Below are 22,791 nucleotides of genomic sequence, written 5' to 3'. Positions count from 1 at the left end.
GATTCTGATTAATCAATCAGAATTTTTTTGACGATCGGGTTTTAAGGAGACGCTTTGGTTCACATACCCACCACAGTGAAAAACAAGGATCTGGTTGCCAAGCGGCGCCGGCAGATTGTTTTTGCCGCCATAAAGCTTTTTTCCCGCAAGGGCTTCCACAAAACCACGCTCAAGGATCTCGCCGAAGAAGCCGGCCTGAGCTACGGCAATATTTATGATTATGTGGGAAGCAAAGAGGATATCTTCTTTTTGATCCATGATTTTCTTGCCGGCTCAGCCATGGAAATACTCAACCGTAGCATTGAAGAAGTTCATGATCCGCTGGAAAAATTGCGGAGGATGGTCAAGGGCGAGTTCAATCTCATGGACCAGTGGGCGGATGCGGTTTTGCTGCTTTACCAGGAAATTCATATCCTGGAAGGTGAGTTTTTACGCAAATTGCTTCAGGGAGAAAGGGCGCATCTTGAAAAGTTTGAAACGGTGCTGGATGAATGCATTTCCAGGGGACAATTAAAACCTTGCAATGTACGCCTGGTTTCAAACCTGATCAAATCCATGATTGATGCCTGGACGATCAAACGATGGGATCTGCGGGGGCATGCCAGTCAGCTTGAGGCTGAAAAAACCATTCTGGAAATGGTGTCCAACGGACTGCTGATAAGCGATGCTTCCCGGGAAACGGTTACCACGGAAACAAATACGTTTTCAGGCAAAACGGCACTGGTGGTCAATGGCGGCACCGTCGTGGGCCAGGCGGTATGCCAGGCCTTATCGGCCAGGGGGGTTCAGGTGATTGTGCATGTGGACAGCAGCATTGGAATCTGGAAACCTCCTGTGGGAGGCGGCTCTGAAGCATTTTGCAAGCCACTGCAGATCCTGGATCAGCGCGAAGCACCAACATCAGAGCAGATCAACGAGCTGGAGGGTTTATACGGGCCGATTGATTTTTATCTGCATGATCTGGGTATCGGGACCACTGAAGAACCCGCAGAAGATACAGCCAGGGCCAGTTGCGGGAAAACGCTGGAGCGCAATCTCCACGAAGCCCATAATCTGGCCTATTATTTAAAACAGCGGATGGGCAGCCGGGCCACAGGCAGGATCATTTACCTGGCCCCCTGGGCCTGGGATGTTCATGCCGATGCCATTGGCTACGATATTGCCAAAGCCGGTTCCATTGCATTGACAAAGTCGCTTTCCAAACAGCTTGCCGCTTCAAATGTCAATGTCAACTGCATTGTGCCGGGTTATATCCGGGGAGTTCGGCCGTTTAAGATTGAAAAGACCATGGGCCGCGGGCTTCTCCAGGCCATTCCGTCAGGCAGGCTTGGAGAGGTTTTTGATGTGACCGAAACCGTGCTTTTTCTTCTTCAGGATGGGTCAAAATACCTCACCGGTCAGGTACTGCACGTGACCGGCGGTCAATAATTTCTAAAAACAAGGATGTTTTAAATGCGAACGAAAAGTGCTTATCACGAATCACTGTTTTCCATGCGGTCCAATGTTTATATCGGCGGCGAGGCAGTGTCCAGAGATGATCCCAGGCTCAGGCCGGGAATCAATGTTTTGGATATCACTTTTGATCTGGCCGCTGACCCGGAATGGAAAGGGTTGGCCACTGCGCGGTCCACGGTGACGGGAGAAGAAATCAGCCGTTGGGCTCATCTTCCCCAGACACCCCGCGACCTGATGCAGAAACAGAAATTGATCCGTCTGGCCTCCAGGAGGGCCGGCGGCTGCATCCAAAGATGCATGGGCCATGACGCACTAAGCGCACTGGCGGTGGGAACAAAGGAAATCGACATGGCCGGCGGCACCATCTACCATCAGCGGTTTCTCGAATATCTGAAAATATACCATGATCAAGGTCTGGTGGGTTGCTGCGCACAGACCGACAGCAAGGGCGACCGGATGAAAAGGCCGGGGCAGCAGCAGGATCCGGATTCCTATGTTCATGTGGTTGAAAAACGTGAAGACGGAATTGTGGTATCCGGTTTTAAAATGTCAATCACCCAGGCGCCTTATGCAGATGAAATTATTGTACTGCCCACACGCGCGCTGACCGAAGAGGACTCCGACTATGCGGTGGCTTTTGCTGTGCCGGCCGATGCAGAGGGCCTCAGTCTGATCACGCGGCCGGTCTGGCTAAGGGAAAAGGACAAGCCGGGAGCGCCGCCTTTCTGCAGATACGGGGTCTCGGATTGCGTGGTGATATTGGATCAAGTGTTTGTGCCCTGGCATCGGGTTTTCATGTGCGGGGAGTGGCAATTTGGCAGGCGTTTGGCACTTCTTTTTGCCGATTCCCATCGGCACAGCTACAGTGGATGCAAACCGGCTATTTCGGATATACTTTGCGGAGCCTCGGCATTGGCGGCAGAGGCCAACAATATTGAAAAAGCCTCCCATGTCAGAGAAAAACTCACCGAATTTGCCGGAGCCGCGGAACTTGCATATTCAGCAGGGGTGGCCGCGGCTGTATACGGAAAGAAAACCGACAGCGGCGTTTTTTTTCCCAATGAAATCTATGCCAATGTGGGCCGCAGGCTCACCGGCGAGACCATTTACCATGAATACAATCTGTTAACAGAAATTGCCGGTGGCATTGCTGTAACCATGCCATTTGATGGTGATTTTGAAAAGGGCGACAACAAAGATGTGCTGGAGCGGTTCATTGTGAGAAATCCCGCCCTTTCAGCCGAAACATCTTTGAAGATATGGCAGTTTGTCGAAAATATCGGTGCTTCGGCCATGGCCTCCTGGTACAAGATTGCCGGCGTGCACGGCGGCGGCTCGCCGATTATGGAAACCATCGCTCTCGGCATCGGATATGATTTCGAGGATAAAAAGCGGGTGGCCCGGTATCTGGCCGGTATTGATCCGACCCTTGATGATTCCCGGATGCGGAATTTGGAACCGGATTTTATCAATGACCGGGAAATGGACAACACAGAAGGCAATTGAGCCTTCTTTTCTCACGACACCGAACCAAAAAGGTGGGGCAGGCAGAAATGAAGAAAATATTTCACATCATCGACGGCATCAGCGACTGGTCGGGGAAATTGGTCTCCTTTCTGATTTATGTGGGTATGATCATGCTCGTTTTTGAAGTTATTGCCCGGTATTTTTTTGACTCCCCGACAGTGTGGGCGCATGGATATTCCCAGCGAATTTTCGGAAGTTATTTTGTACTCATCGGTGCCTTTACACTCCTGAAAGACGCCCATGTACGGGTGGATATCATTTATCAGCAATTTTCCGTCCGTGTCCGTGCCTTGTTCGATATCCTGAATTACTCTCTTTTGATGTTGTGGTCAACGGTTCTGGTCTGGGAAGGTATCGATTTTTTTCTCTACTCGTGGGCCATTAAGGAAACGGACCAAAGCGCGCTGCGCCATCCGGTGTACCCGGTAAAATTCCTGCTTGTGGTGGGCGTTTCGCTAATTTGTCTCCAAGGGCTGTCCAAGCTTGCAATGTCTTTTATTTCGCTGATCAAGGGGGTGCAGTATGAGTCCTGAATTGATATTAACCATCGGAATGTTCGGCTCCCTGGTGCTGTGCATCATACTGGGCGTGTCGCTGGCTTTCGCCCTCGGGGCCATCGGCGTGGCAGCAACCCTGATCATGTATGGCGCCGACGGGTTTATGCCGATTGTAACGGGTGTTTTCAATTATATGTGGATGCTGCTGCTGGCAGCTGTTCCCATGTTTGTCTATATCGGAGTGGCCCTTTCCAAATCAAATATTGCTGAAGATATGTTTCATGCTTTTTATCTCTGGTCCGGCCGGCTCAGAGGCGGGCTTGCGGTTGGAACCTGCGGGTTTGCAGCCGCCCTTTCGGCCATGACCGGAAATTGTTCCGCTTCCACAGTAACCACAGGCCTGGTGGCAATTCCGCCCATGCGGCAAAAAAAATACGAGGAAAAAATTATATTTGGATCCATCTGCTCGGCCGGAACTCTGGGAATTCTTATTCCGCCGAGCATTACGCTGATTGTCATCGGAATGATGACCGGCCAGTCCATCGGAAAACTATTTGCCGGCGGCCTTGTCGCCGGTCTGGGAATTCTTGCGGCATTTATCTTCTATATTCTTATCATGGCGTGGTTTTTTCCGAAGCTTTGCCCGTCATTGGATGAAAATCCGCCCATGCGGGAAAAACTGCTCGCGATAAAATCCGTGGCGCTTCCCACGCTGATTATTATATCGATTCTGGGGTCACTGTTTTTCGGTATCGCAACACCCACGGAAGCCGCCTCTGTTGGAGCGCTTGCTGTGATTCTGTGCGTCGCCATCCGGGGGGAACTAAGCTGGAAATTTTTAAAAGAGTCGGCATACCAGACCGCCAGCATCACCGGAATGGTGTTGTGGATCATGTTTGGCGCAGCCGGATTCGTGGCCATTTACAGCGGCAGCGGAGGGATATGGTTTGTGCAGAGCACGCTGACCGGAATTGATGTCAGTCCCTGGGTTTTGATCTTTATTCTGCAGGTTTTCATCCTCATCCTCGGCATGTTCCTGGATCCCATGGGTATTATTCTTTTGTGCATGCCGCTTTTTTATCCGGTTGTATCCACCCTGGGATTTGATCCGGTGTGGTATGGCGTGGTTTTTAATATTGCCCTTTGCATCGGATATATCACCCCGCCCTTTGGCTACAACCTGTTTTATCTCAAATCACTGAGCCCGGATTCGGATATGCGGATGATTTATATGAGCGTGATGCCGTTTATTGCCATTATGGTTGTTGCCCTGGCCTTGTTCATGCTTTTTCCGGAGGTCATCCTTTGGCTGCCCAACAGAATATGATTTTTATTATATGATTAACCTGCAACCGATGGAGAAATAGATATGTTTCCGGAAATCAAGAGAATTTTGTTTACTTCGGATCTCACTGAGACATCCAAATTTGCTTTTTCATATGCTGTTAGCCTTGCCAGTCACTATTGCGCCGAGGTGGTGTTCCTCTATGTCATGGAAGATGTGCCCCACAGTGCAAAAGGCTTTCTGGACCAGGAAACCCTGGAGCGAATCCGGAGCCGGGCCCGTGACAGTGCCAAAACTTCCCTTTCGGAGAAGCGGCAGGATATTTCCATGATTCAGTCAGAACTCAGCCGGTTCTGCGAAAATGTACAAAACAGCACTGAAAACGGTGCCCGGAGATTTACCGCCAATGAGGTGGTTGTAACGGAAGGAAATGTGGTGGATCAGATTCTGCTGACAGCCGAGGACTATGATTGCGACACCATTGCCATGGGTTCGACCCGGCATGGGCTGCTTTCCCAGGGAAGGCTTGGGAGTGTTGTCAACGGGGTTTTAAAGCGTTCCAGCCGGCTGGTGGTGGTGGCCCCGCCGCTGCCGAAAAAACACCGCTGATACAAGTAGAAAGGGTAAAAAACAATCATTTTTGGTTAGTTGTCATTTTGTTTGAATTGTTTACGGGTAAGGAGGGTAAGACTCATGGGTATGGAAATATTTTCATTGGCAAACAAAGTTTCCATGGTGACTGGAAGTTCAAAGGGCCTGGGGCGGTCTGCAGCTCTGGCGCTTGCAAAGGCAGGCTCGGATGTCGCTGTATGCGGCCGCAACCAAGCTGATGTGGACAGGGTCGTTGAAGAAATCCGGGAGCTTGGCAGCAAAGCCGCAGGTTTTCTGTTTGACGTGACCCAAAAGCAGAGTGTGCAGCAGGGTGTGGAGCAGATTGTTTCTCATTTTGGCCGTATTGATATTCTTTTAAACAACGCCGGCACAAATCACAGGGTTCCTGTGCTCGAATATCCGGAAGAGCAATGGGACAAAATTCTTCAGACCAACTTGAAAGCCTACTACCTTGTGGCACAGCAGGTGGTCCCCCAGATGATTCAACGCAATTACGGAAAAGTCATTAATATGAGTTCCATTCTTGGCCATGTGGGCCTTCCCAACCAGCTGGCCTATGCCTCCTCAAAAGGTGGTGTGGAGCAGATGACCAAGGTAATGGCGCTGGAATGGGCAAAGCAGGGGGTGCGGGTCAACGCCATTGCACCCACATATTTTGAAACCGAAATGGTCAGCCAGATTCGTCAGGACGCGGAGCGTTTTAATTTTATCAATGAACGCACGCCAATGGGCCGATGGGGTCAAATTGAAGAGATAGAGGGGGTTGTGATTTTTCTGGCCAGTGCCGGTTCGGATTTTATAACCGGCCAGAGCCTGGTTATAGACGGCGGATGGACCGCCTGGTAATTGAATCAAGGAGGAGAAAATGCCAGTTTCATATAAAGATCAACCATGGCTAAGCACTTATCCGGAATGGATGCCGGAAAATTTTTCCGGACCATCTGAAACCGTGCTCGATAAGTTCAATCGCAATGTTGACAATTATCCCCGGCAGACTTGCATGTATTTTTTTGAAAAACCCTTTGGTTTTTCCGAAACAGCTGCTTTGGCCGAAGCCCTGGCAGCCGGTCTGGCCGATATGGGGGTAGGCCGTGGTGATCGCGTTCTTTTTGTTCTTCAAAATGTGCCGCAGGTGATCATCGCCTCTGTGGCGGTGTGGATGCGCGGCGGCATTGTGGCACCTGTCAATCCGATGTATACCTCCAGGGAGCTGGAGCATCTGGTTTCCGACAGCGGGGCCAAGATCATCATCTGCGAAGACACCTTGTATGAGAAAAACATTGCTCCCATAGCCGGCGATTGCCGGGTGGTGACCACTTCAGCGGTTGATTTTCTGGATGACAGCCAGCCATGTCCGGATCAGTTAAAGGATGTCGTCCCGCAGGCTTTTAAAAATACAGATAATTTTTTGGAATTAATTAAAAATTATAATGGGGTAAAGGTTGAAAAAGATGTCCCATTGCCCGAGGACCTGGCTTATCTGGTCTATACATCCGGAACCACCGGGCCGCCGAAAGGCGCCATGATCCGCCACAGCAATATTGATCATAACTGCCATGTCTATGAGGCCGGGGCCCGGCTGGACCAAGCGGATGTAGTCTGGGGGATTGCCCCTTTGTTTCATATTACCGGCATCGTGGCTTATCAGGCCGTGGCTTTCCACCTGGGCATTCCGGTTGTGCTTCATAACCGGTTTGACGCCGTTGATTGTCTCAAACTCATTGAAAAACACCGGGTCAGTTTTACCGTTGCGCCGATTACCGTTTTTATCGCCCTGCTCAACTGCCCGGATGTCAAATCCTTTGATGTTTCAGGGTTTACAAAAGCCTACAGCGGCGGGGCGCCTGTTTCACCCGGCACCGTAAAAAAATTCAGGGAAACCATCGGACTTGAACTGTTTAATGTCTACGGGCTGACCGAAAGCACATCTCCTGCATCCATAACACCGCTGGGCATGCAGGCCCCTGTTGACGAGGCTTCAGGAGCCTTGTCCGTAGGTCTGATCATACCGGGTACAGAGGCCTGGATTGTCGATGTTGAGGATTCGGAAAAAGAAATGCCCGTTGGAGAAGACGGTGAACTGGTGCTGCGGGGGCCGGGTATGATCTCCGGCTACTGGGAAAAGCCCGAAGAAACAGATGCGGCAATTGTCAATGGCTGCTTTCACACCGGAGATGTGGCCAAAATCGATGAGCAGGGGTGGTGCTACATTGTGGACCGCAAAAAGGATCTGATCAATGTATCCGGCTTCAAGGTGTGGCCCCGGGATGTGGAAGACGTGCTTTATCTCCATCCGGGTGTAAAGGAAGCTGCGGTTGTGGGAGTGATTGACAGTTATCGGGGGGAAACGGTCAAGGCCTTTGTATCTCTGGTTGAAGATTACCGGGACAGCGTGACCTCTGAAGAGCTGATTGCTTTTTGCAAGGAACGGATGGCGGCATACAAGTATCCAAGAATTATTGAGATTCTCGAGGAAGTGCCGAAAACCGCTACGGGAAAAATGCTGCGAAGGGAATTGAAAAACAAGTAGACAGCAAACATGTCGTGTTTTCATACATTCCGGCAACGGGTGTGCAAATTGCTTAGAGCCGGGTAAAACCAACACAACAAAGGAGGGGAAGACATGTCAGAAAAAATTTCCAGAAGAAAAATGCTTAAAGGGGGACTCGCAGGCGCGGCCGCAGGTGCGGCGCTGACTTTTCCCGGAGTTGCCAAAGCCAAGTCCTCCCGCAAAAAGATCAAGTGGCGGATGCAGACGCATTGGCCCACAGGCGTTGGCTATTACCAGGATGTCTATGTCCGGTTCTGCGAGAATGTCAAGGCGGCCACTGATGGCGATCTTGACATTACGCCTCTGCCGTCGGGAGCCGTTGTCCCGAGCAAGGATGTCTTTCAGGCCGTGGGGCGCGGTATGCTGGATTGTGCCATGATCTGGCCGGCCTACTGGATCGGACAGGTTCCTGTGGCCGGCCATATCAATGGCCAGCTGTATTCCTGGGAATCGGCCGCTGAAATGTATGGTTATTTTTATGATATGGGGGCCATAGAGGTTTTCCGCGAGGCCTATGCGGAAATGGGGGTTCATTTCGTTGCCCCTGTGCCCTGCACCGGCATTGCACTGTATTCCAAGAAGCCGATTCGAAAAATTGATGATTTCAAAGGCTTTAAGGTTCGCAGTACGGGCATTGCCGCTCAGGTCTTTGAAAAAGCCGGCGCCACACCGGTCTTTTTCCCGGGAGAAGAACTGTACCAAGCCCTGCAGACCGGTGTTTGTGACGGTGCCCATTGGGGTACGGTTTCCACTGCCTGGGACATGAAGTTCCAGGAGGTCACTGATTATATTGTCATGCCATATCTGGCGGAAATCAACAATGGCGAGGTCATGGTCAGCCAGAAAAAATGGAACGAGCTGCCTGATGACATGAAGGTGATCGTGGAGCAGTGTGCCAGAACCGCTGGACTGGATTTTCTGAGGTGGTCCGGCTATAACGATGTCGTCTATATCCATGAGTTCCAGAAGAAGAAAATGGGCGAATTGACATATATGGACGAAGACTCGGTTGCCCAGATGAGAAAATATTCCATTGAAGTTGTGGACGAATATTCCAAACGGGATCCCAAGTACAGTAAAAAGGCCGGGGACATGCTCAAGGATCTGCTGAAAATGGCTGGCAGGATTTAGTTGAGAATTTTCCGGGCGAGGTTTAAGATTCAGCGATGAAGCTTTTATGTCCGGAAAACAGAATGAGTTCGATAATACCGAATCAATGGTTTTATGCTGCCCGGGGGCTGAATGAATCTCCGGGCAGCATTTCCGAATATCCAGGATCGGTCGGATGTTCGTTTAACGGTATTTGTGGTGATATAAACACAATTTTTTATAACGGAAAAAAACATTTGAACCGGATTGACTTTGAAATTTCCGTGGTAATTGTGCGCTGAAATTATCACGTTTATTCACATATAGGAAATGGAGATAAAGATGAAAATACAAACCGCTTCCCAGTATATGGACAGCTTGAAAAAACTTTCACCGGTGATTTATTATAAAGGGGTCAGAGTCGACGATGTAACCACACATCCGGCTACCGCCCCCCATGTCCGGGCCGCTGCCATGACTTATGCCCTGGCCAATATGGACGAGTATGAGGACCTGGCCACGGCCACATCGAATTTGACCGGAAATAAAATCAGCCGGTTCACCCATATTCACCAGAATGTTGAAGACCTGATCAAAAAGGTGAAGCTGCTGCGGGTACTGGGTCAGAAAACCGCAACCTGTTTTCAGCGTTGTGTGGGCTTTGACGGGATCAACGCGGTTTATTCGGTTGCCTATGAAATCGACAAAAAGCACGGTACCGGATATTTCGAACGGTTCAAAAACTGGCTGACGCGTATTCAGGACGAAAATTTGATGGTTGTTGGTGCCATGACCGACCCCAAAGGGGATCGTTCCAAAAAACCTTCGGAGCAGACAGACCCGGATCAGTACCTTCGCATATCAGAGCGCCGAAGCGACGGGGTTGTGATTCGCGGTGCCAAGCTTCATATGACCGGGGCGGTAAATTCCCATGAAATCCTGGTTATGCCCACAACAGCCATGGATGAAGGCTCCAGGGACTATTCTGTGGCTTGCGCACTGCCCGTGGATGCGCCCGGTGTTACCATGATTTACGGCCGCCAGGCAAATGACAGCCGCCGGGATTTAAAAGAGAGTATTGATGTGGGCAATCCCTCTTTTGGAAGCGTGGGCGGAGAAGCAACCATTGTTTTCGATGATGTTTTTGTTCCCTGGGAAAATGTGTTCATGGACGGGGAGTATGATTTCACCGGTGACTTGGTTTATCGCTTTGCCGCTCACCATCGTGCCAATTACGGAGCCTGCAAAACCGGGTTGATGGATGTTCTTACCGGGGCTGTCAGCTATCTGTCCCAGATCCAGGGGTCCGCCAAAGGATCTCATGTCCGCGATAAGATAACGGAAATGATACACCTTAGCGAAACCCTCTACAGTTCTTCCATTGCCTGTTCAGCGGAAGGCAGGCCCACGGATTCCGGCGCTTTTATGGTCGATACGATGCTTGCCAATGTCTGCAAACACAATGTCACCCGGTTTCATTTTGAGGTGGCCCGATTGGCCGTGGATCTTGCCGGCGGATTTATTGCAACCCTTCCCAGTGAACACGATCTTCACAGCGAAGAGGTCGGCCATCTGGTTGAAAAATATTTTACCGGCGTATCCGGTGTTCCGGTAGAGGACCGAATCAAGATCGGTCGGCTCATTGAGGCCATGACCGGTGGGACGGCCATGGTTGAGTCCATGCACGGTGCCGGTTCGCCCCAGGCTCAGCGGGTTATGATCCTGCGCGAGGGCAAGCTGGAGGAAAAGATTAATCTGGCCAGGGCCTTAATCGGGCTTTCATCAAAAGACGATCAAAATTAGACGGTTTGATTCGCAAAAGTTCTTCGGCGTGTCAGTCCTCAAATGCAATACCCTTGCTGCGGATTTTATCAATGATATTGTCGAGCTGGGCCTGGTCGCAGTCAGTGATGCGGTAGACGTTTTTGACCCCGTCAGTGAACATGAGTACCACGTCGCCGTTTTCATCAATATGTCCCTTGCGGATGTAATCGGTTGACAGCCAGGGTTCCAGGGCTTCGAGAAACTGGGTTAAAGAGCAGGTGTTCATAGAAAAACATCTCCTTGGGTTTGTTTTAAATATTGTCAGACAGCAGTTTTTCGGCTGCAGGGATGTCTTCAGTGACGAAAAAGAATTTGTCAAGCCGTAAAATTTCAAACAGCTGTTGCACCTGGGGCGTGAGGCCGCAGAAAACGCAGGAGCGGCCGTTTCTTGCCGCATGGCGCTGGATCTGAATAAACAGATGCATGCCGGCGCTGTCAATAAATTTTAGGCCCGCCAGATTAAATATGGCGTTTCGATCCCCTATGGTTTCAATGATCGATTCCATGTCCATTGCCGCGGCACTGGGGGCGTCGAGTTGGCCGTAGAGATGAAAGACCGTGGCATTGCCACGGATTACGGCAAGATAATAAAATGAGGAGCCCCGGGAATTGCGGGATAAAAGTTCAATGGCCGCATCCTGGTCCGGCAGAATGCTTTTTTCGAAAAAATCCAGGGTGCGGCTGACTTTGAAAAATCGGTAAACCGGGGGAAGGACGCCCACAAGGAAAATCTGCCGGTTTTCGGCCGCAGCCGTTCGCCACAGGGCAAGCAGCAGGCCGAGGCCGGAGGAGTCCATGAAATACACACCGGAAAGATCAAGGACAATCTTGGGCGCCTGCCGGATCATGCTTTTGAGCTCATCTTTGATCTCCCCGATAACAGATGCGTCCAGCGGATCGGGCAGGACAATGATTTTTAAAATGGTCCCTTGCGGTGAGCGGGACATGCTGGCTTTTACCGGGGCTGTTGGCAGACGGACATGAAACAGCTTATGGGTCAGGTACTGGTACTGCTGGTAGAGCACAATGGGCAGAATTTTAAATCCAAATACCACGGGCGTGTGAAGAAACTGGCGCCAAATAATGTATAAAAACAGGGGGATATTTCCGTGTTTGCCTTGCAGGTGTTTGGCAATGGCTGATGTGATTTGCCGTGAGCCGGTAAATGCAAGAGTGACGGGAATGTTTAGCCGATGCCGGTGCCGGGCCAGCCAGGACCCAACCCGTGGGTCCTGCAGGTCTATGAGAAGAAAGTCTGCGTAGGAGCTGTTGATTTCATCGACCAGCCCGGTGTCAGGGCTGTTGTCCGGTTTTGGGTTGTGGGGGCTGCCAAATGCCACCCAGCCCGCCAACCGGAGATCCGGATAGGCCGGTCGGAGCAAATCGGCTGCGGCATTTACCTCCCGGCTGCTGCTGCCCACCAGAAACAGGCTTTTTTGTTTTTTTTCAGCAAGCCTTAGAAACTTGTCAAACCATTGATCCCCGGAAAAAGGCGGTTTGAGCCGGGTGCCCATACTGCGGGCTGCCCAGGCGGTGGCCCGGCCCATGGGCATCATCAGATCCGAGTGACGCATGGCGTTGATCCAGTCCCGGCTCTGCCCGGTGCGGGCATTTGGTTTTGCATTCAGTCTGATTATGGTATCGGCATCCACAGCCACAGCAAGGCGGGGCCGGCCGTCTCTTGCACAGGCCTCGGCCATGGAAAAGATCCGGTCCACGGCTTCGTCCAGCCCCAGGTTGTCAATTGGAACGCCCAGAAGAACTGTGGTTTCAAAAAGCGCAGGTTTCATGTTCACCATGCCAGGATGACAATCAAGATTCCTATGATCCAGCAATAGGGAGCAAAAAATGCCAGTTTTCCTTTTTTCACCAGGTATACCAGCAGCGACAGGGCGGCATATCCCATGGTCCCGGCAGCAGCTGTTCCTGCCAGGATTACCGGCAGACGGGCGGTTCCGGTAATGGGTGCGTCTATTGCGTTGAGCAATGCGGCCCCGGCTATGGCCGGAATGGAAAGCAGAAACGAAAAACGGGCCGCAGTGGTCCGGTCAATGCCCAGGTAAAGGGCTGCGGCAATGGTGGCCCCGGAGCGCGAAACACCCGGAATAATGGCCATACCCTGGGCAATGCCGATCAGCAGGGCACTGCCGGTACCGGGCACGGAATTTGACAGGTCCGGCTCCTTTTTATACCGGGTAAACCACATCCAAAAGCCCGTGACAATCAGCATGAATCCCACAAGCAGCACCGAGGAAAAAAGCAGATCCCCAATCCCGTGAAATCCTATGCCAATGATCGCCGTGGGGATCGAACCGACAAGGATCAGCCCTGCTATGCGCACTTCAGAAGGTGCGGGCTGCCGGCTGCGCCATTGACTGTTAAACAACCATTTTCCGGTTTGGGTCGCAATGGCGGCAATGTCTTTGCGAAAATAGATGCACACGGCCGCCAGCGTACCCATGTGCACAGCCACGTCAAAGGCAAGTTCCGGGTCTTTAAGGCCCAGCAGATTTTGAAACAATACAAGGTGGCCGGAACTGCTCACCGGCAGAAATTCGGTCACCCCCTGGAGGATTCCTAAAGCAATGGCCTGGAGAAACGTCATGTCAATCCTTTGCAAACAGAAGGATTTGGATGCGGGCCGAATTCATGCCAGCAGCTTCATCCCGGTGGTAAGAGATGTGATCCACAAACCGGGAAATCAGGTAGCACCCCATGCCGTTTTCACGGGACCCGTCAAGCACCGGGGGCGCTACGGATGTGGGATCAAATGATTTTCCGGGATCACGGAACTCCATTTCAATGCGATCTGTATAAATTGTTGCAGTAATATGGATTTCGTGACCGGCAGCCTGGTCCAGGCCATGTTTGATGATATTGGCCACCAACTCGGTTGCCGCCACTTCCAGCTGGGAGATGCGAAGTTCGTCCAGGCTGCCGGCCCCGTGTTCCCGACAGAAACCCCGGATAAAGAATCGCACCTTTTTGAGGTTTTCCAGATCGCTGTCAATGCTTAAAGACCTGGAAGCCAAGACCCGGTCCGATCGGTTCCGGGGTTGGATTTTTGTGCACACGCAGGTAAAATCGTCTGAAAACACTTCTGTTCCCGTAAAACCCACCACGTCGTTGTAAATGGCATTAATCATGGCATTTTCGTCCATTTCTGCGTTATTCTCCACCAGGGCCGCCAGCCGGTCCTCACCGTATAGGTTTCCATCCGGATCGGCTGCTTCGGTCACTCCGTCGGAATAGAACACAAACATGTCACCCGGGGCAAAGGAAACGGTCATCTGCTGAAACGGGGTGGTTTCCGGAAAACCCAGGGGCATGTTCACCCCGCTGAGCAAGTGGGCGCAGTTTTCGGCTTTTTTCCAGTGAATGGTCCGGACATGGCCGCAATCCACGAAAACAAACCGGTGCCGCACAAGATCAAACCGGCCGTAGCAAAAAGTGACAAAGGTTTCCAGTTCCTTCATCTGTTCGATCATATGGCGGTGAACCCCGGCCACAATCTGTTCCGGATCGGGTTGGCCTTTTTGCTCCGGCAGGGACCGGGTCTCGTTGATCACCCGTAAAAACGCGCTTTTCAAGGCAGCGGCCATGAATGCGGCCATGATCCCCTTGCCCATGATATCGGCCACCACCACGTCGAGGCTGTCCGGGCTCAGCTGGATGAAATCGTAGAAATCCCCGTCAATCTGCTGGGAGGGAATGGTCATGCGGGCAATCTGCATGCCGGGCAGATCCGCGGGGGGGCGGCCCAGAAGCAGGGAGTGCTGGATCTGGGTGGCCACGAAAAGTTGATGCTGCCGGGCCTGCTCCAGCTTTTTTTCCGCTGTTTTCAAACGCCTGGCCTGGCGGCAGTTTTCCACGGACTTGTCCACCAGGGCGGCCACTTGCCCTGGATTAAAGGGCTTGGTCACATAATCAAGCGCTCCCTGTTTCATGGCCTCCACAGCATTGGCAATGTTTTCGCTTGCCGTGAGCATCAGCGGGGCCATGTCCGGATAGTGCTGCCGGATGTAGCGGAGGCAGTAAAGCCCGTCGCCCTCGGGCATTTTCAGATCGAGCACCGCTGAGGCGATGTTGTCGGAGAGCTGTTCCACCGCCTCTTTGCCGGTTTTGGCGCAGACCACATGATAGCCGCTTTTTTCCAGTTTTCTGCGCAGCAGCAGGCGCGTGGCAGGGTCGTCATCTGCCACCAGCACCCACGGCGCCCCGGCGCCGGTATGTTGTGATTTGTCAAAATCGGCCATGGCCGCAATCTGGCACTAGGGGGAAAAAGAGTCAATGGGTTTGTGTGCCGGCGGGTGTTCCATGACCTGGTCAACCAGCCAGTCAAAAACAGCCTTGTCTTCAAGATCGGCCTTGCCGCCTTTTGCCAGCATATCTTCAACGGCTTTTTTTGACGTTCGGCCGGTGCCGGCCACAGCTGTGTGAAACAGATTCAACCGGTTTTCCGGAGAAAAAAACAGAATCAGGGGGTTGCCGAAAACCGGGGCGTCATTTCTGTCCACGCCCCGTTGTCCCCAGATCCAGGTTTCCGGCAGTTTTGCAGATGCAGGGGCCGGGTGCAGATCCAGCAGTTCCGCAAAAAGTTCCAGGGATTCCACAACGTCGCCGGGTGCTGCTGCCTCCAGGCGGCCGGCTGCCCCCTGGCGGCCAAGGGCGGAAATGTCGTTGCGGCTGTAGTTCAGGTCAAGCTTATGGACACACTGGCCGTGGACCATCATGAGGGTATCGGTTTTTCTGGATACCACCACATCCTTGTCATTTAATATGCGCATGGCGTTTCGTATGGAAAGCATTTCTTTTAAGACAGGGTTTTTGCGCATCACCACGTCGGCCGGATTTGTGCGGTAGACCGGCAGTTCGGCGTCGAGCACAATAATTTCCGGCAAATCCGCATTAAAATCCCGGCTCAGCATTTCCGTGTCCCGCTCAATCCGTTTCTGATACCCGGCTTTGTCAAGCAGTTGGCGCATTGCGGTCTTGTCAATGTGCGTGCCGCTTTCCGTGGGTGTCAGCGAGGTCAGCACCTGCCGGGTCAGCCGGTCGATTTCAATTTTCTGCTTTAGGTTTTGTTTAAATGACATGGCTGTTTTTCCGCTAATCCTGCATCCGCGACGGCTCGCCCCCGGGAAGGCCCAGTTCCCTGGCCCGCAGCACCCTTCGCAAAAGTTTGCCGCTGATGGTTTTGGGCAGTTTGTCAAGAAAGACCAACTCGCGCACCAGCAGTTCAGATGAGAGGTTGCCTTTTAAAAATGCCCGGATTTCATAGTTGAGCCGGTTGGACGGCGTATAACCCTGTTTTAGGGTGACGTAAGCCTTGAGATGCGAGATGCCCCGGCCCGGCTCCCGGCCCTTGGAGATGACTGCGGCTTCGGCCACGGCCGGATGCATGCACAGCACCTGTTCGATTTCAAACGGGCCGATGACCTTGTCGTCTCCGGCCTTGATCAGATCATCATTTCTGCCCTGATGATAAAAATAACCCTCTTCGTCTTCCACTGCAATGTCTCCGGTGACAAACCAGCTGTTTTTAAAATATCCGGCAAACCGGTCCGGCTCTTTCCAGATCTGCGACATCTGGCCCGGCCACCCGGGCCGCAGGGCCAGTTCCCCCAGGGAGAGCGCCGGCAGGGGTTCGCCGTTGTCATCCAGGATAGCCGCCTCAATGCCCGGCAGGGGCCGGCCCATGGATCCGGGCTTGATATCTGCGCCAGGCAGGTTGGCAATGCAGATCATGCCGGTTTCCGTCATCCACCAGGTGTCATGGGGCGTGGCTCCGATATGCTGCCGGGTCCAGTAGAGCATTTCCGGCGTCAGGGGGGCGCCCACGGTGCAGACGTGGGTTAAGGCAGAAAGGTTGTATCGGGTGGGCAGATCATCGCCGGCTTCCATGAGATCGCGCAGCACCCGCGGGGTGGTGTACCAGGTGGTGATTTTCAAATCCTCCAGGGCCCTGTACCAGTTGGCCGCGGTAAACGGCTGGCGGATGATTACGCTTGTGATCCCGCAGAGCCAGGAGGCAAAGGCGCCGTAAACCGTGCCCGTGACCCAGGCCGGATCTGCGTCGGTCCACAACACCGTGTCGTCCTTGAGATTCAGAACCCACCTGGCCGTGGTCTTCATCCCGGTCATATCCGAGTGCGTGTGCACAATGCCTTTCGGCGGCCGGGTGGAACCCGAGGTGTAGATCAGGTACAAAGGCGTGTCAGGCGGCACCATGGCTGTGGAAAATTCAGCGGACATGGTCTCTGCCATGTTTTCAATAATAGTTTCCTGTTCAAACAGGTCCGGCGCCGGGCCGCATACCAGCAGAATATGGGCGAGCCGGGCACTCAGGTCCACCGGAATTTGTTCCACCAGATCCGGGTGGGTCAGCACGGCCCGGGGTGAAATATTGTCCAGGCGTACTTCCAGTTCATAGAATCCGGAAGTGGAAAACACCGGGCAGAACAGCACGCCCATGCGGGCGGCTCCGGCCATGGCAAAATAGGTTTCCGGGCAGGGCGGCAGAAACAAAAGCAGCCGGTCGCCTTCGGCAAAGCCGAACCGGGTCAGCAGGTTGGCCCATTTGGCCGACATATCGCGCATCCGGCGGTAGGAAAAGATTGTGCGGGAGCCGTTGGCCTCAAATATCAGGGCCGGATGATCGGCCTTTTGGGGATCATCGGCCCAAAAGTCCAGGGATTCGGCAATAATGTTGACCTGGCCGGTGTTTTGCCGGCACAGTTGTTTTTCCGCCTCTTTCCAGGAAAACGTCTGCCGGGCCCGGCTGTAGTCCCGAAGGTTTGCAAGTTCCGGGGCCACCGCAGGAATGCGGGCTTTGATCATGCCATGACTCCAAAGGGTTGATGGATTTCCAGAATCCGCCCGACCCGGTCAAGGACTTCCGGCGAGGCCGAATCCGGGATCTGGGGGCTTTGATCCGTATCTGCCGTTAATTCCGATAGCACACTGCCCACGCACCTGACAAGGGCTGCGGGCTCATATCCGCCTTCCAGGGCAAAAAGCAGCGGGGTTTTGCCCCTGGCGGTGTCTGCGGCATCCAGGATCAGCCGGGTCATGCGGGCATAGATGTTTTCAGAAAAAAAGCATCTTCCCACAGGATCGTCGCTGTGGGCGTCAAACCCGGCTGCCACCATGATCAGCTCCGGTGCAAAACCCCGGATCACCGGCACCAGGGTGCGGGAATAGAGATACACCATGTCCTGATCCGTAAAATCCCGGGACAATTCAATGTTCATGGTGTATCCCCGGCCCGGCCCGGCCCCGGTCTCCTGCATGGCCCCGGTGTAGGGATAAAGCATCCGGTCATGGGTGGAGAAATAATAAATCCGGTTGTTTTCGTAGAAAATATCGTTGATGCCGTTTCCGTGGTGCACGTCCCAGTCCACCACCAGAATCCGGCCGACATTGTGGCGGGCCCGGGCATATTCGGCAGCCACTGCAATGTTGTTGAAAACACAGAAGCCGCCGGACCGGTCCGGCAGGGCGTGGTGGCCCGGGGGCCGGATAAGGGCGAAAAAGGCCTGACACTGCTTTTCCAGGAGTACATCCACGCCCTGCATGCAGGCGCCTGCCGCCAGCCATGCGGCCATGTGGGACATGGCGCTCACCGGAGTGTCCGGGGCCAGGTTGGTCATTGGCAGTTCAGCGGTTTTCAGAATCCGGCGGACATGGGCCGGGGTGTGCACCCGCTCCACGTCCTCCAGGGCTGCGGGCTGCGGCTGGAATTCCATGACCCGGTCTGAAAAATCCCGGTCCAGCATCCGGTAGAGTTCCTGGATCCGTCTGGGGTGTTCGGGGTGGAAATGACCGGTTTTGTGCTCCACAAACCGATCATCCCGTGTCACCCCGACTTTTAACCCCATTTTCGGTTTTCTCCGGTTTTTTTCAGCACGTGATCACTTGAGGTTTTCAATGTCCACCCGGTTTTCCACGAGTTTGTCAATGACGCTTTCATCGGCAATCGTGGAAGTGTCGCCCAGTTCGTCGAGCTTTCCTGCGGATATCTTTTTGAGGATGCGCCGCATGATCTTGCCTGAACGGGTTTTGGGCAGCCCGTCTGTAAACTGGACAATGTCAAGGGTGGCAATGGGGCCGATCTCGTTTCTCACCTGGCCCACAAGCTCCTTTTTGAGCTGGTCAGAGGCCGTGGCATTGGCCTTGAGGATAACAAAGGCGTAGATTCCCTGTCCCTTGATGGGATGAGGAAAGCCCACCACAGCAGCTTCTGCCACGCTGGGATGCAGCACCAGTGCGGATTCGAGCTCTGCGGTGCCCAGGCGATGGCCCGAGACATTGATCACGTCGTCAATGCGGCCGATGATCCAGTAGTAGCCGTCTGCATCCTTTTTGGCGGCATCGCCGGTGAAATACATTCCCGGCACCTGGCTGAAATAGGTTTCCCGGAACCGCTCGTGATCCCCGTATACGGTTCTGGCCATTGCCGGCCACGGTTTGCGGATACAAAGCAGGCCTTCTTCATCCGGGAATTTCACCGGCTCACCGGTGTCATCGAGGATCACCGGGTCCACGCCAAAGAAGGGAAACGAGCAGGAGCCCGGCTTGACCGGGGCCACCCCGGGAAGGGGGGTGAGCATGTGGCCGCCGGTTTCGGTCTGCCACCAGGTGTCGATGATCGGGCACCGGCTTTTGCCCACGTTTTTGTAATACCAGCGCCATGCCTCCGGGTTTATGGGTTCGCCCACCGTGCCCAGAAGGGTCAGCGATGACAGGTCATGTTTTTCCACGTGCGCCTCGCCTTCCCGGGCCAGCGCGCGGATGGCCGTGGGGGCCGTGTAAAACTTGTTGACCCGGTATTTCTCCACAATGGCCCAGAACCGGTCAAAGTCCGGATAGTTGGGCACACCTTCAAACATCACCCCGGTCAGCCCGCAGCACAGGGGGCCGTAGACAATGTAGCTATGGCCCGTGATCCAGCCGATATCCGCCGTGCACCAAAACACCTCGTCGTCTTTTAAGTCAAAGACCAGGCGGGTGGTTATGGCCGTGTAGAGCAGATAGCCGGCATGGGTGTGGACCACTCCCTTGGGCTTGCCGGTGCTGCCGCTGGTATACAGGATAAACAGAGGGTCTTCGGCGTCCATGGGCTCCGGGGGCACAAATGTGTCGGCCGCGGTTTTTTCCTCTTCCTCGTGCCACCACACCTCTTTGCCCGGTTTTAAGGAAATGCCCGAATCAGTGCGGTTGACCACGATGATCTTTTCCACGTCCGGACATTTTTCCATGGCCTTGTCCACGTTGTCTTTCAGGGAAACGGGCTTTCCGCCCCGGTATCCGCCGTCCGCGGTGATCACCACTTTTGCGCCGCAGTCCTTTATCCGGTTGGCAATGGCGTCTGCGGAAAAACCCCCGAATACCACGCTGTGAATGGCCCCGATGCGCGCACATGCCAGCAGGGAAACCGGCAGTTCCACGATCATGGGCATATAAATGATCACCCGGTCGCCCTTTTTGACGCCGTTGTTTTTCAACACTGCGGCAAACCGGTTGACCCGGGTGTAAAGATCTTTGTAGGTGACTGCTTTTGTGTCCTCGGGATTATCGCCTTCCCAGTAATAGGCGATCTTATCGGCAATGGTGTCCATATGGCGGTCCAGGCAGTTGTAGGACGCATTGAGCACACCGCCGGAAAACCAGCTGATTCTGGCTTCGGTAAAATCATAATCCAGTACCTGATCCCATTTTTTCTCCCAGGACAGGTATTTTTCCGCCTGCTGCGCCCAGAAACCCTCGGGATCTTCAATGGATTGCTTGTAGAGCTTCTGGTATTCGTCCATGCCCTTGACATAGGCTGTTTTTTGAAATTCCGCCAGATGGTCGCCGTAAACTTCCTTGCTTTCCGTCATAAAACCTCCTTGGGGTTTTGGATGATTATTTGGTTTCTGTTTTCTGTTGCTCGGCGGGTTCGTCGAATCGACAGCTCAGAACAAGGATATCCTCCTCCCGGTTTTTGTGGATTTTATATGGCAGTTTTCCAAAAAGTTTTATCATTGCGCTGTTGGATGGTTCTGTATAGGCCACCAGTCCGTCGATATGATTGTCCTGTGCGGCTTCTGCGAGTTTGTACAGCAGAATGCCGGCAATGCCCGCACCCTGCCATTTCTTGCTCACGGAAAAAGCCACTTCGGCCATGTTGTGGCTGGGCTCAAGCATGTAGGCCCCGATGCCGATAACCGAGCCGAACCCGAATTCGCCGGTCAACGCCACGATGGTGAGGTTGCGCACATAATCGGTTTCAATGATGGATTTGACATCATCGCGCAGAAACTGGGTCTTTTCATAAAAAAACCGGGCGATCACATCGCTTTTGTCCAGGTTGTAGAAATGTTCCTGGATCCTGCGGTCATCCACCGGCTTGGCCGGCCGGAAAGTCACGGCTTGTCCCTGGATCTTCCGGATTTCCTCGAGCCCAGCCGGATAGACGCTTCTAAGCGACTCCGAGAGCTTGCGGTATTTGGTCATCAGGCCCAGGTCCTTGGCTTTTTCAAAAAGTTCGTTTCTGAAATCCGGGTGCGCCAGGCTGATCATGGCCGTGGCCCGCTCCTGGAGGTTTTTGCCAAACAGGTTCACCGCACCATATTCGCTGACCACATAGGAGACATCCGTGCGGGGCACCACCACTCCCCCGGCCTTGATTTCCGGTAAGATGCGGCTGGTCTTGCCGTCCATGGAAGTGGAGGGAATCAGCAGTATGGATTTGCCTTCCGGGCAGGCCGCCGCCCCCCGGGTGAAATCCAGTATGCTGGAAACCCCGGCAAAATAGTTATGCGGAAGCGCATCCACTGCAGCCTGGCCGGTTAAATCCATTTCCATGACCATGTTGATCGACACCATCTTGTTGTGCTGGCCGATGATGGTGGGGTTGTTGACGTAATCGGAAGGATAAAACTCAATGGAGGGATTGTCATGGACAAATTCATAGAGGTTTTGGGAGCCCACCGCGTTGGTGGCCACGATTTTTCCGTCATTTAATCCCTTGTACTTGTTGGTAATCACTCCCATGGAAACCAGATCCATGATCCCGTCGATCACAAACTGCGTGTGCACGCCCAGATCATTTTTGCTTGAAAGCGCCAGCAGAATCGCTTTGGGCGTAGCCCCCAGGCCGAGCTGGAAAGTGGAGCCGTCCTCGATGAGGTTGGCCACCAGCCGGGCTATGCGGTGGGCGGATTCAAACTCCGGAAGCTGGCCGATGGTCAGCAGCTTCTCGTCTTGTTCCACCACCACGTCCACGTCATTTGCATGGATAAAGCTGTGGCCCAGCACCCGGGGCATGTTTTCGTTTACCTGGACAATGACCAGGTCTGCGGCGCGCAGCGCCTCAAGGCCCACGTCCACTGAAATGCCCAGGCTCATCCACCCGAAGTCATCGGGCGGCGATGTCTGGACCATGGCTGCATTGATGGGCAGATGACGTTTTCTAAACAGAGCGGGCACGGCCGAAAGGTTCATTGGCGTGATATAGGGTCTGTTGGCCGCCATGTGACGGGCCCCGGCAGAGCCCTGGTAAATGCTGCGGATGCTGAACTGCTCAAAGGTGCCCTGGTTGGCCAGCCGGGTCAGGGGCGAGCTTTGAAGGCTCATGAGCCGGACCACTTCAAGGTCTGTCAGGTGGGGGGCCTCATGGACCAGGGTGTCGACCAGATGCTGGGGCTCGCCGCATGAGGAGCCCACAAACACGCGCTGGCCGGATTTGAGAAGCTGCATGGCCTGTTTTGCGCTTCGGCGTTTTTTGATGTATTCATCCGGCCAGTATTTGACAGCCATGGTCACTCCTTTTCCCTGATTTGAAAGGGGTTTTAAGGAAAATCAAACCCCTGATGGCGCCGTAAAAAGTCCAATATCTGCGTTACGCGCAATTTCTCAGAATTTCACGTACGGATAAGTACGCTGCATTCTTCGAAATTGCGCAAGCC

The 22,791-nt window shown here is 53.4% G+C and carries 18 protein-coding genes; 9 read left to right on the top strand and 9 right to left on the bottom strand.

Going from position 1 to position 22,791, the window contains the following annotated elements; translation table 11 throughout:
* Positions 1–54: 54 nt before the first annotated feature.
* The 9 genes from ACTCIA_RS05165 to ACTCIA_RS05125 all read left to right on the top strand — a co-directional run bounded on the left by ACTCIA_RS05165 (position 55) and on the right by ACTCIA_RS05125 (position 10,819).
* Positions 55–1,428, top strand: a complete 1,374-nt coding sequence (locus ACTCIA_RS05165; RefSeq protein ID WP_463000732.1) for an SDR family oxidoreductase — start codon at positions 55–57, stop codon at positions 1,426–1,428.
* A 24-nt stretch (positions 1,429–1,452) separates the two neighbouring features.
* On the top strand, positions 1,453–2,961 hold the full coding sequence (locus tag ACTCIA_RS05160) for a 4-hydroxyphenylacetate 3-hydroxylase N-terminal domain-containing protein (protein WP_463000731.1): 1,509 nt from the start codon (positions 1,453–1,455) through the stop codon (positions 2,959–2,961).
* A gap of 47 nt (positions 2,962–3,008) precedes the next feature.
* A complete protein-coding gene (locus tag ACTCIA_RS05155; protein ID WP_463000730.1) occupies positions 3,009–3,515 on the top strand; it encodes a TRAP transporter small permease subunit in 507 nt (168 codons plus the stop codon).
* Positions 3,505–4,806, top strand: a complete 1,302-nt coding sequence (locus tag ACTCIA_RS05150) for a TRAP transporter large permease (RefSeq protein WP_463000729.1) — start codon at positions 3,505–3,507, stop codon at positions 4,804–4,806. Before ACTCIA_RS05155 ends, ACTCIA_RS05150 begins: the two co-directional genes overlap by 11 nt.
* A 42-nt stretch (positions 4,807–4,848) precedes the next feature.
* A complete protein-coding gene (locus ACTCIA_RS05145; RefSeq protein ID WP_463000728.1) occupies positions 4,849–5,373 on the top strand; it encodes a universal stress protein in 525 nt (174 codons plus the stop codon).
* A gap of 105 nt (positions 5,374–5,478) precedes the next feature.
* Entirely contained in the window at positions 5,479–6,222 is a 744-nt protein-coding gene (locus ACTCIA_RS05140; RefSeq protein ID WP_463000727.1) for an SDR family NAD(P)-dependent oxidoreductase, read from the top strand.
* A 19-nt stretch (positions 6,223–6,241) separates the two neighbouring features.
* On the top strand, positions 6,242–7,906 hold the full coding sequence (locus ACTCIA_RS05135; protein ID WP_463000726.1) for an AMP-binding protein: 1,665 nt from the start codon (positions 6,242–6,244) through the stop codon (positions 7,904–7,906).
* Between the two features lie 93 nt (positions 7,907–7,999).
* The gene (locus tag ACTCIA_RS05130; protein WP_463000725.1) at positions 8,000–9,058 is read left to right on the top strand and encodes a TRAP transporter substrate-binding protein; all 1,059 of its coding nucleotides are present in this window, start codon (positions 8,000–8,002) and stop codon (positions 9,056–9,058) included.
* Between the two features lie 300 nt (positions 9,059–9,358).
* Complete coding sequence (locus ACTCIA_RS05125) at positions 9,359–10,819, top strand: 4-hydroxyphenylacetate 3-hydroxylase family protein (RefSeq protein WP_463000724.1); 1,461 nt, start codon at positions 9,359–9,361, stop codon at positions 10,817–10,819.
* A 31-nt stretch (positions 10,820–10,850) separates the two neighbouring features.
* Here ACTCIA_RS05125 and ACTCIA_RS05120 read toward each other — a convergent pair whose 3' ends face one another.
* Genes ACTCIA_RS05120 through ACTCIA_RS05080 form a run of 9 tightly spaced genes read right to left on the bottom strand, consistent with a single transcriptional unit; the run spans position 10,851 to position 22,642 of the window.
* Positions 10,851–11,066 (bottom strand): hypothetical protein, encoded by a 216-nt coding sequence (locus ACTCIA_RS05120; protein WP_463000723.1) that lies wholly within the window; start codon positions 11,064–11,066, stop codon positions 10,851–10,853.
* A 25-nt stretch (positions 11,067–11,091) separates the two neighbouring features.
* Positions 11,092–12,630, bottom strand: a complete 1,539-nt coding sequence (locus ACTCIA_RS05115) for an STAS domain-containing protein (RefSeq protein ID WP_463000722.1) — start codon at positions 12,628–12,630, stop codon at positions 11,092–11,094.
* Between the two features lie 2 nt (positions 12,631–12,632).
* Positions 12,633–13,445 (bottom strand): undecaprenyl-diphosphate phosphatase, encoded by an 813-nt coding sequence (locus tag ACTCIA_RS05110; protein WP_463000721.1) that lies wholly within the window; start codon positions 13,443–13,445, stop codon positions 12,633–12,635.
* Between the two features lies 1 nt (position 13,446).
* Positions 13,447–15,096: an ATP-binding SpoIIE family protein phosphatase gene (locus tag ACTCIA_RS05105; RefSeq protein WP_463000720.1), complete on the bottom strand. Its 1,650-nt coding sequence runs from the start codon at positions 15,094–15,096 to the stop codon at positions 13,447–13,449.
* A gap of 15 nt (positions 15,097–15,111) precedes the next feature.
* Positions 15,112–15,936, bottom strand: a complete 825-nt coding sequence (locus tag ACTCIA_RS05100) for a hypothetical protein (RefSeq protein ID WP_463000719.1) — start codon at positions 15,934–15,936, stop codon at positions 15,112–15,114.
* Between the two features lie 13 nt (positions 15,937–15,949).
* Positions 15,950–17,680 (bottom strand): AMP-binding protein, encoded by a 1,731-nt coding sequence (locus tag ACTCIA_RS05095; RefSeq protein ID WP_463000718.1) that lies wholly within the window; start codon positions 17,678–17,680, stop codon positions 15,950–15,952.
* A complete protein-coding gene (locus ACTCIA_RS05090) occupies positions 17,677–18,720 on the bottom strand; it encodes a histone deacetylase family protein (RefSeq protein WP_463000717.1) in 1,044 nt (347 codons plus the stop codon). The genes ACTCIA_RS05095 and ACTCIA_RS05090 overlap by 4 nt, the downstream gene beginning before the upstream one ends.
* A gap of 33 nt (positions 18,721–18,753) precedes the next feature.
* Positions 18,754–20,721, bottom strand: coding sequence for an acetate--CoA ligase (gene acs / locus ACTCIA_RS05085; protein WP_463000716.1), 1,968 nt, complete (start codon positions 20,719–20,721; stop codon positions 18,754–18,756).
* Positions 20,722–20,746: 25 nt separating this feature from the next.
* Positions 20,747–22,642 carry a GNAT family N-acetyltransferase gene (locus ACTCIA_RS05080; RefSeq protein ID WP_463000715.1) on the bottom strand — a complete coding sequence of 632 codons (1,896 nt, stop codon included), beginning with the start codon at positions 22,640–22,642 and terminating at the stop codon, positions 20,747–20,749.
* Positions 22,643–22,791: the final 149 nt, after the last annotated feature.

The sequence above is a fragment of the Desulfosalsimonas sp. genome, from assembly GCF_055149105.1.
The sequence above is the reverse complement of the archived record's forward strand: the minus strand, read 5'-3'. Positions and strand labels throughout refer to the sequence as shown.

What these genes read in the sequence shown, in the direction of transcription:
- ACTCIA_RS05095 (WP_463000718.1), bottom strand. Translation starts at nt 17,680, where the DNA reads ATGATCAAAGCCCGCATTCCTGCGGTGGCCCCGGAACTTGCAAACCTT.
- ACTCIA_RS05160 (WP_463000731.1), top strand. Translation starts at nt 1,453, where the DNA reads ATGCGAACGAAAAGTGCTTATCACGAATCACTGTTTTCCATGCGGTCC.
- ACTCIA_RS05100 (WP_463000719.1), bottom strand. Translation starts at nt 15,936, where the DNA reads ATGTCATTTAAACAAAACCTAAAGCAGAAAATTGAAATCGACCGGCTG.
- ACTCIA_RS05120 (WP_463000723.1), bottom strand. Translation starts at nt 11,066, where the DNA reads ATGAACACCTGCTCTTTAACCCAGTTTCTCGAAGCCCTGGAACCCTGG.
- ACTCIA_RS05125 (WP_463000724.1), top strand. Translation starts at nt 9,359, where the DNA reads ATGAAAATACAAACCGCTTCCCAGTATATGGACAGCTTGAAAAAACTT.
- acs (WP_463000716.1), bottom strand. Translation starts at nt 20,721, where the DNA reads ATGACGGAAAGCAAGGAAGTTTACGGCGACCATCTGGCGGAATTTCAA.
- ACTCIA_RS05130 (WP_463000725.1), top strand. Translation starts at nt 8,000, where the DNA reads ATGTCAGAAAAAATTTCCAGAAGAAAAATGCTTAAAGGGGGACTCGCA.
- ACTCIA_RS05080 (WP_463000715.1), bottom strand. Translation starts at nt 22,642, where the DNA reads ATGGCTGTCAAATACTGGCCGGATGAATACATCAAAAAACGCCGAAGC.
- ACTCIA_RS05110 (WP_463000721.1), bottom strand. Translation starts at nt 13,445, where the DNA reads ATGACGTTTCTCCAGGCCATTGCTTTAGGAATCCTCCAGGGGGTGACC.
- ACTCIA_RS05145 (WP_463000728.1), top strand. Translation starts at nt 4,849, where the DNA reads ATGTTTCCGGAAATCAAGAGAATTTTGTTTACTTCGGATCTCACTGAG.
- ACTCIA_RS05135 (WP_463000726.1), top strand. Translation starts at nt 6,242, where the DNA reads ATGCCAGTTTCATATAAAGATCAACCATGGCTAAGCACTTATCCGGAA.
- ACTCIA_RS05155 (WP_463000730.1), top strand. Translation starts at nt 3,009, where the DNA reads ATGAAGAAAATATTTCACATCATCGACGGCATCAGCGACTGGTCGGGG.
- ACTCIA_RS05150 (WP_463000729.1), top strand. Translation starts at nt 3,505, where the DNA reads ATGAGTCCTGAATTGATATTAACCATCGGAATGTTCGGCTCCCTGGTG.
- ACTCIA_RS05090 (WP_463000717.1), bottom strand. Translation starts at nt 18,720, where the DNA reads ATGGGGTTAAAAGTCGGGGTGACACGGGATGATCGGTTTGTGGAGCAC.
- ACTCIA_RS05105 (WP_463000720.1), bottom strand. Translation starts at nt 15,096, where the DNA reads ATGGCCGATTTTGACAAATCACAACATACCGGCGCCGGGGCGCCGTGG.
- ACTCIA_RS05115 (WP_463000722.1), bottom strand. Translation starts at nt 12,630, where the DNA reads ATGAAACCTGCGCTTTTTGAAACCACAGTTCTTCTGGGCGTTCCAATT.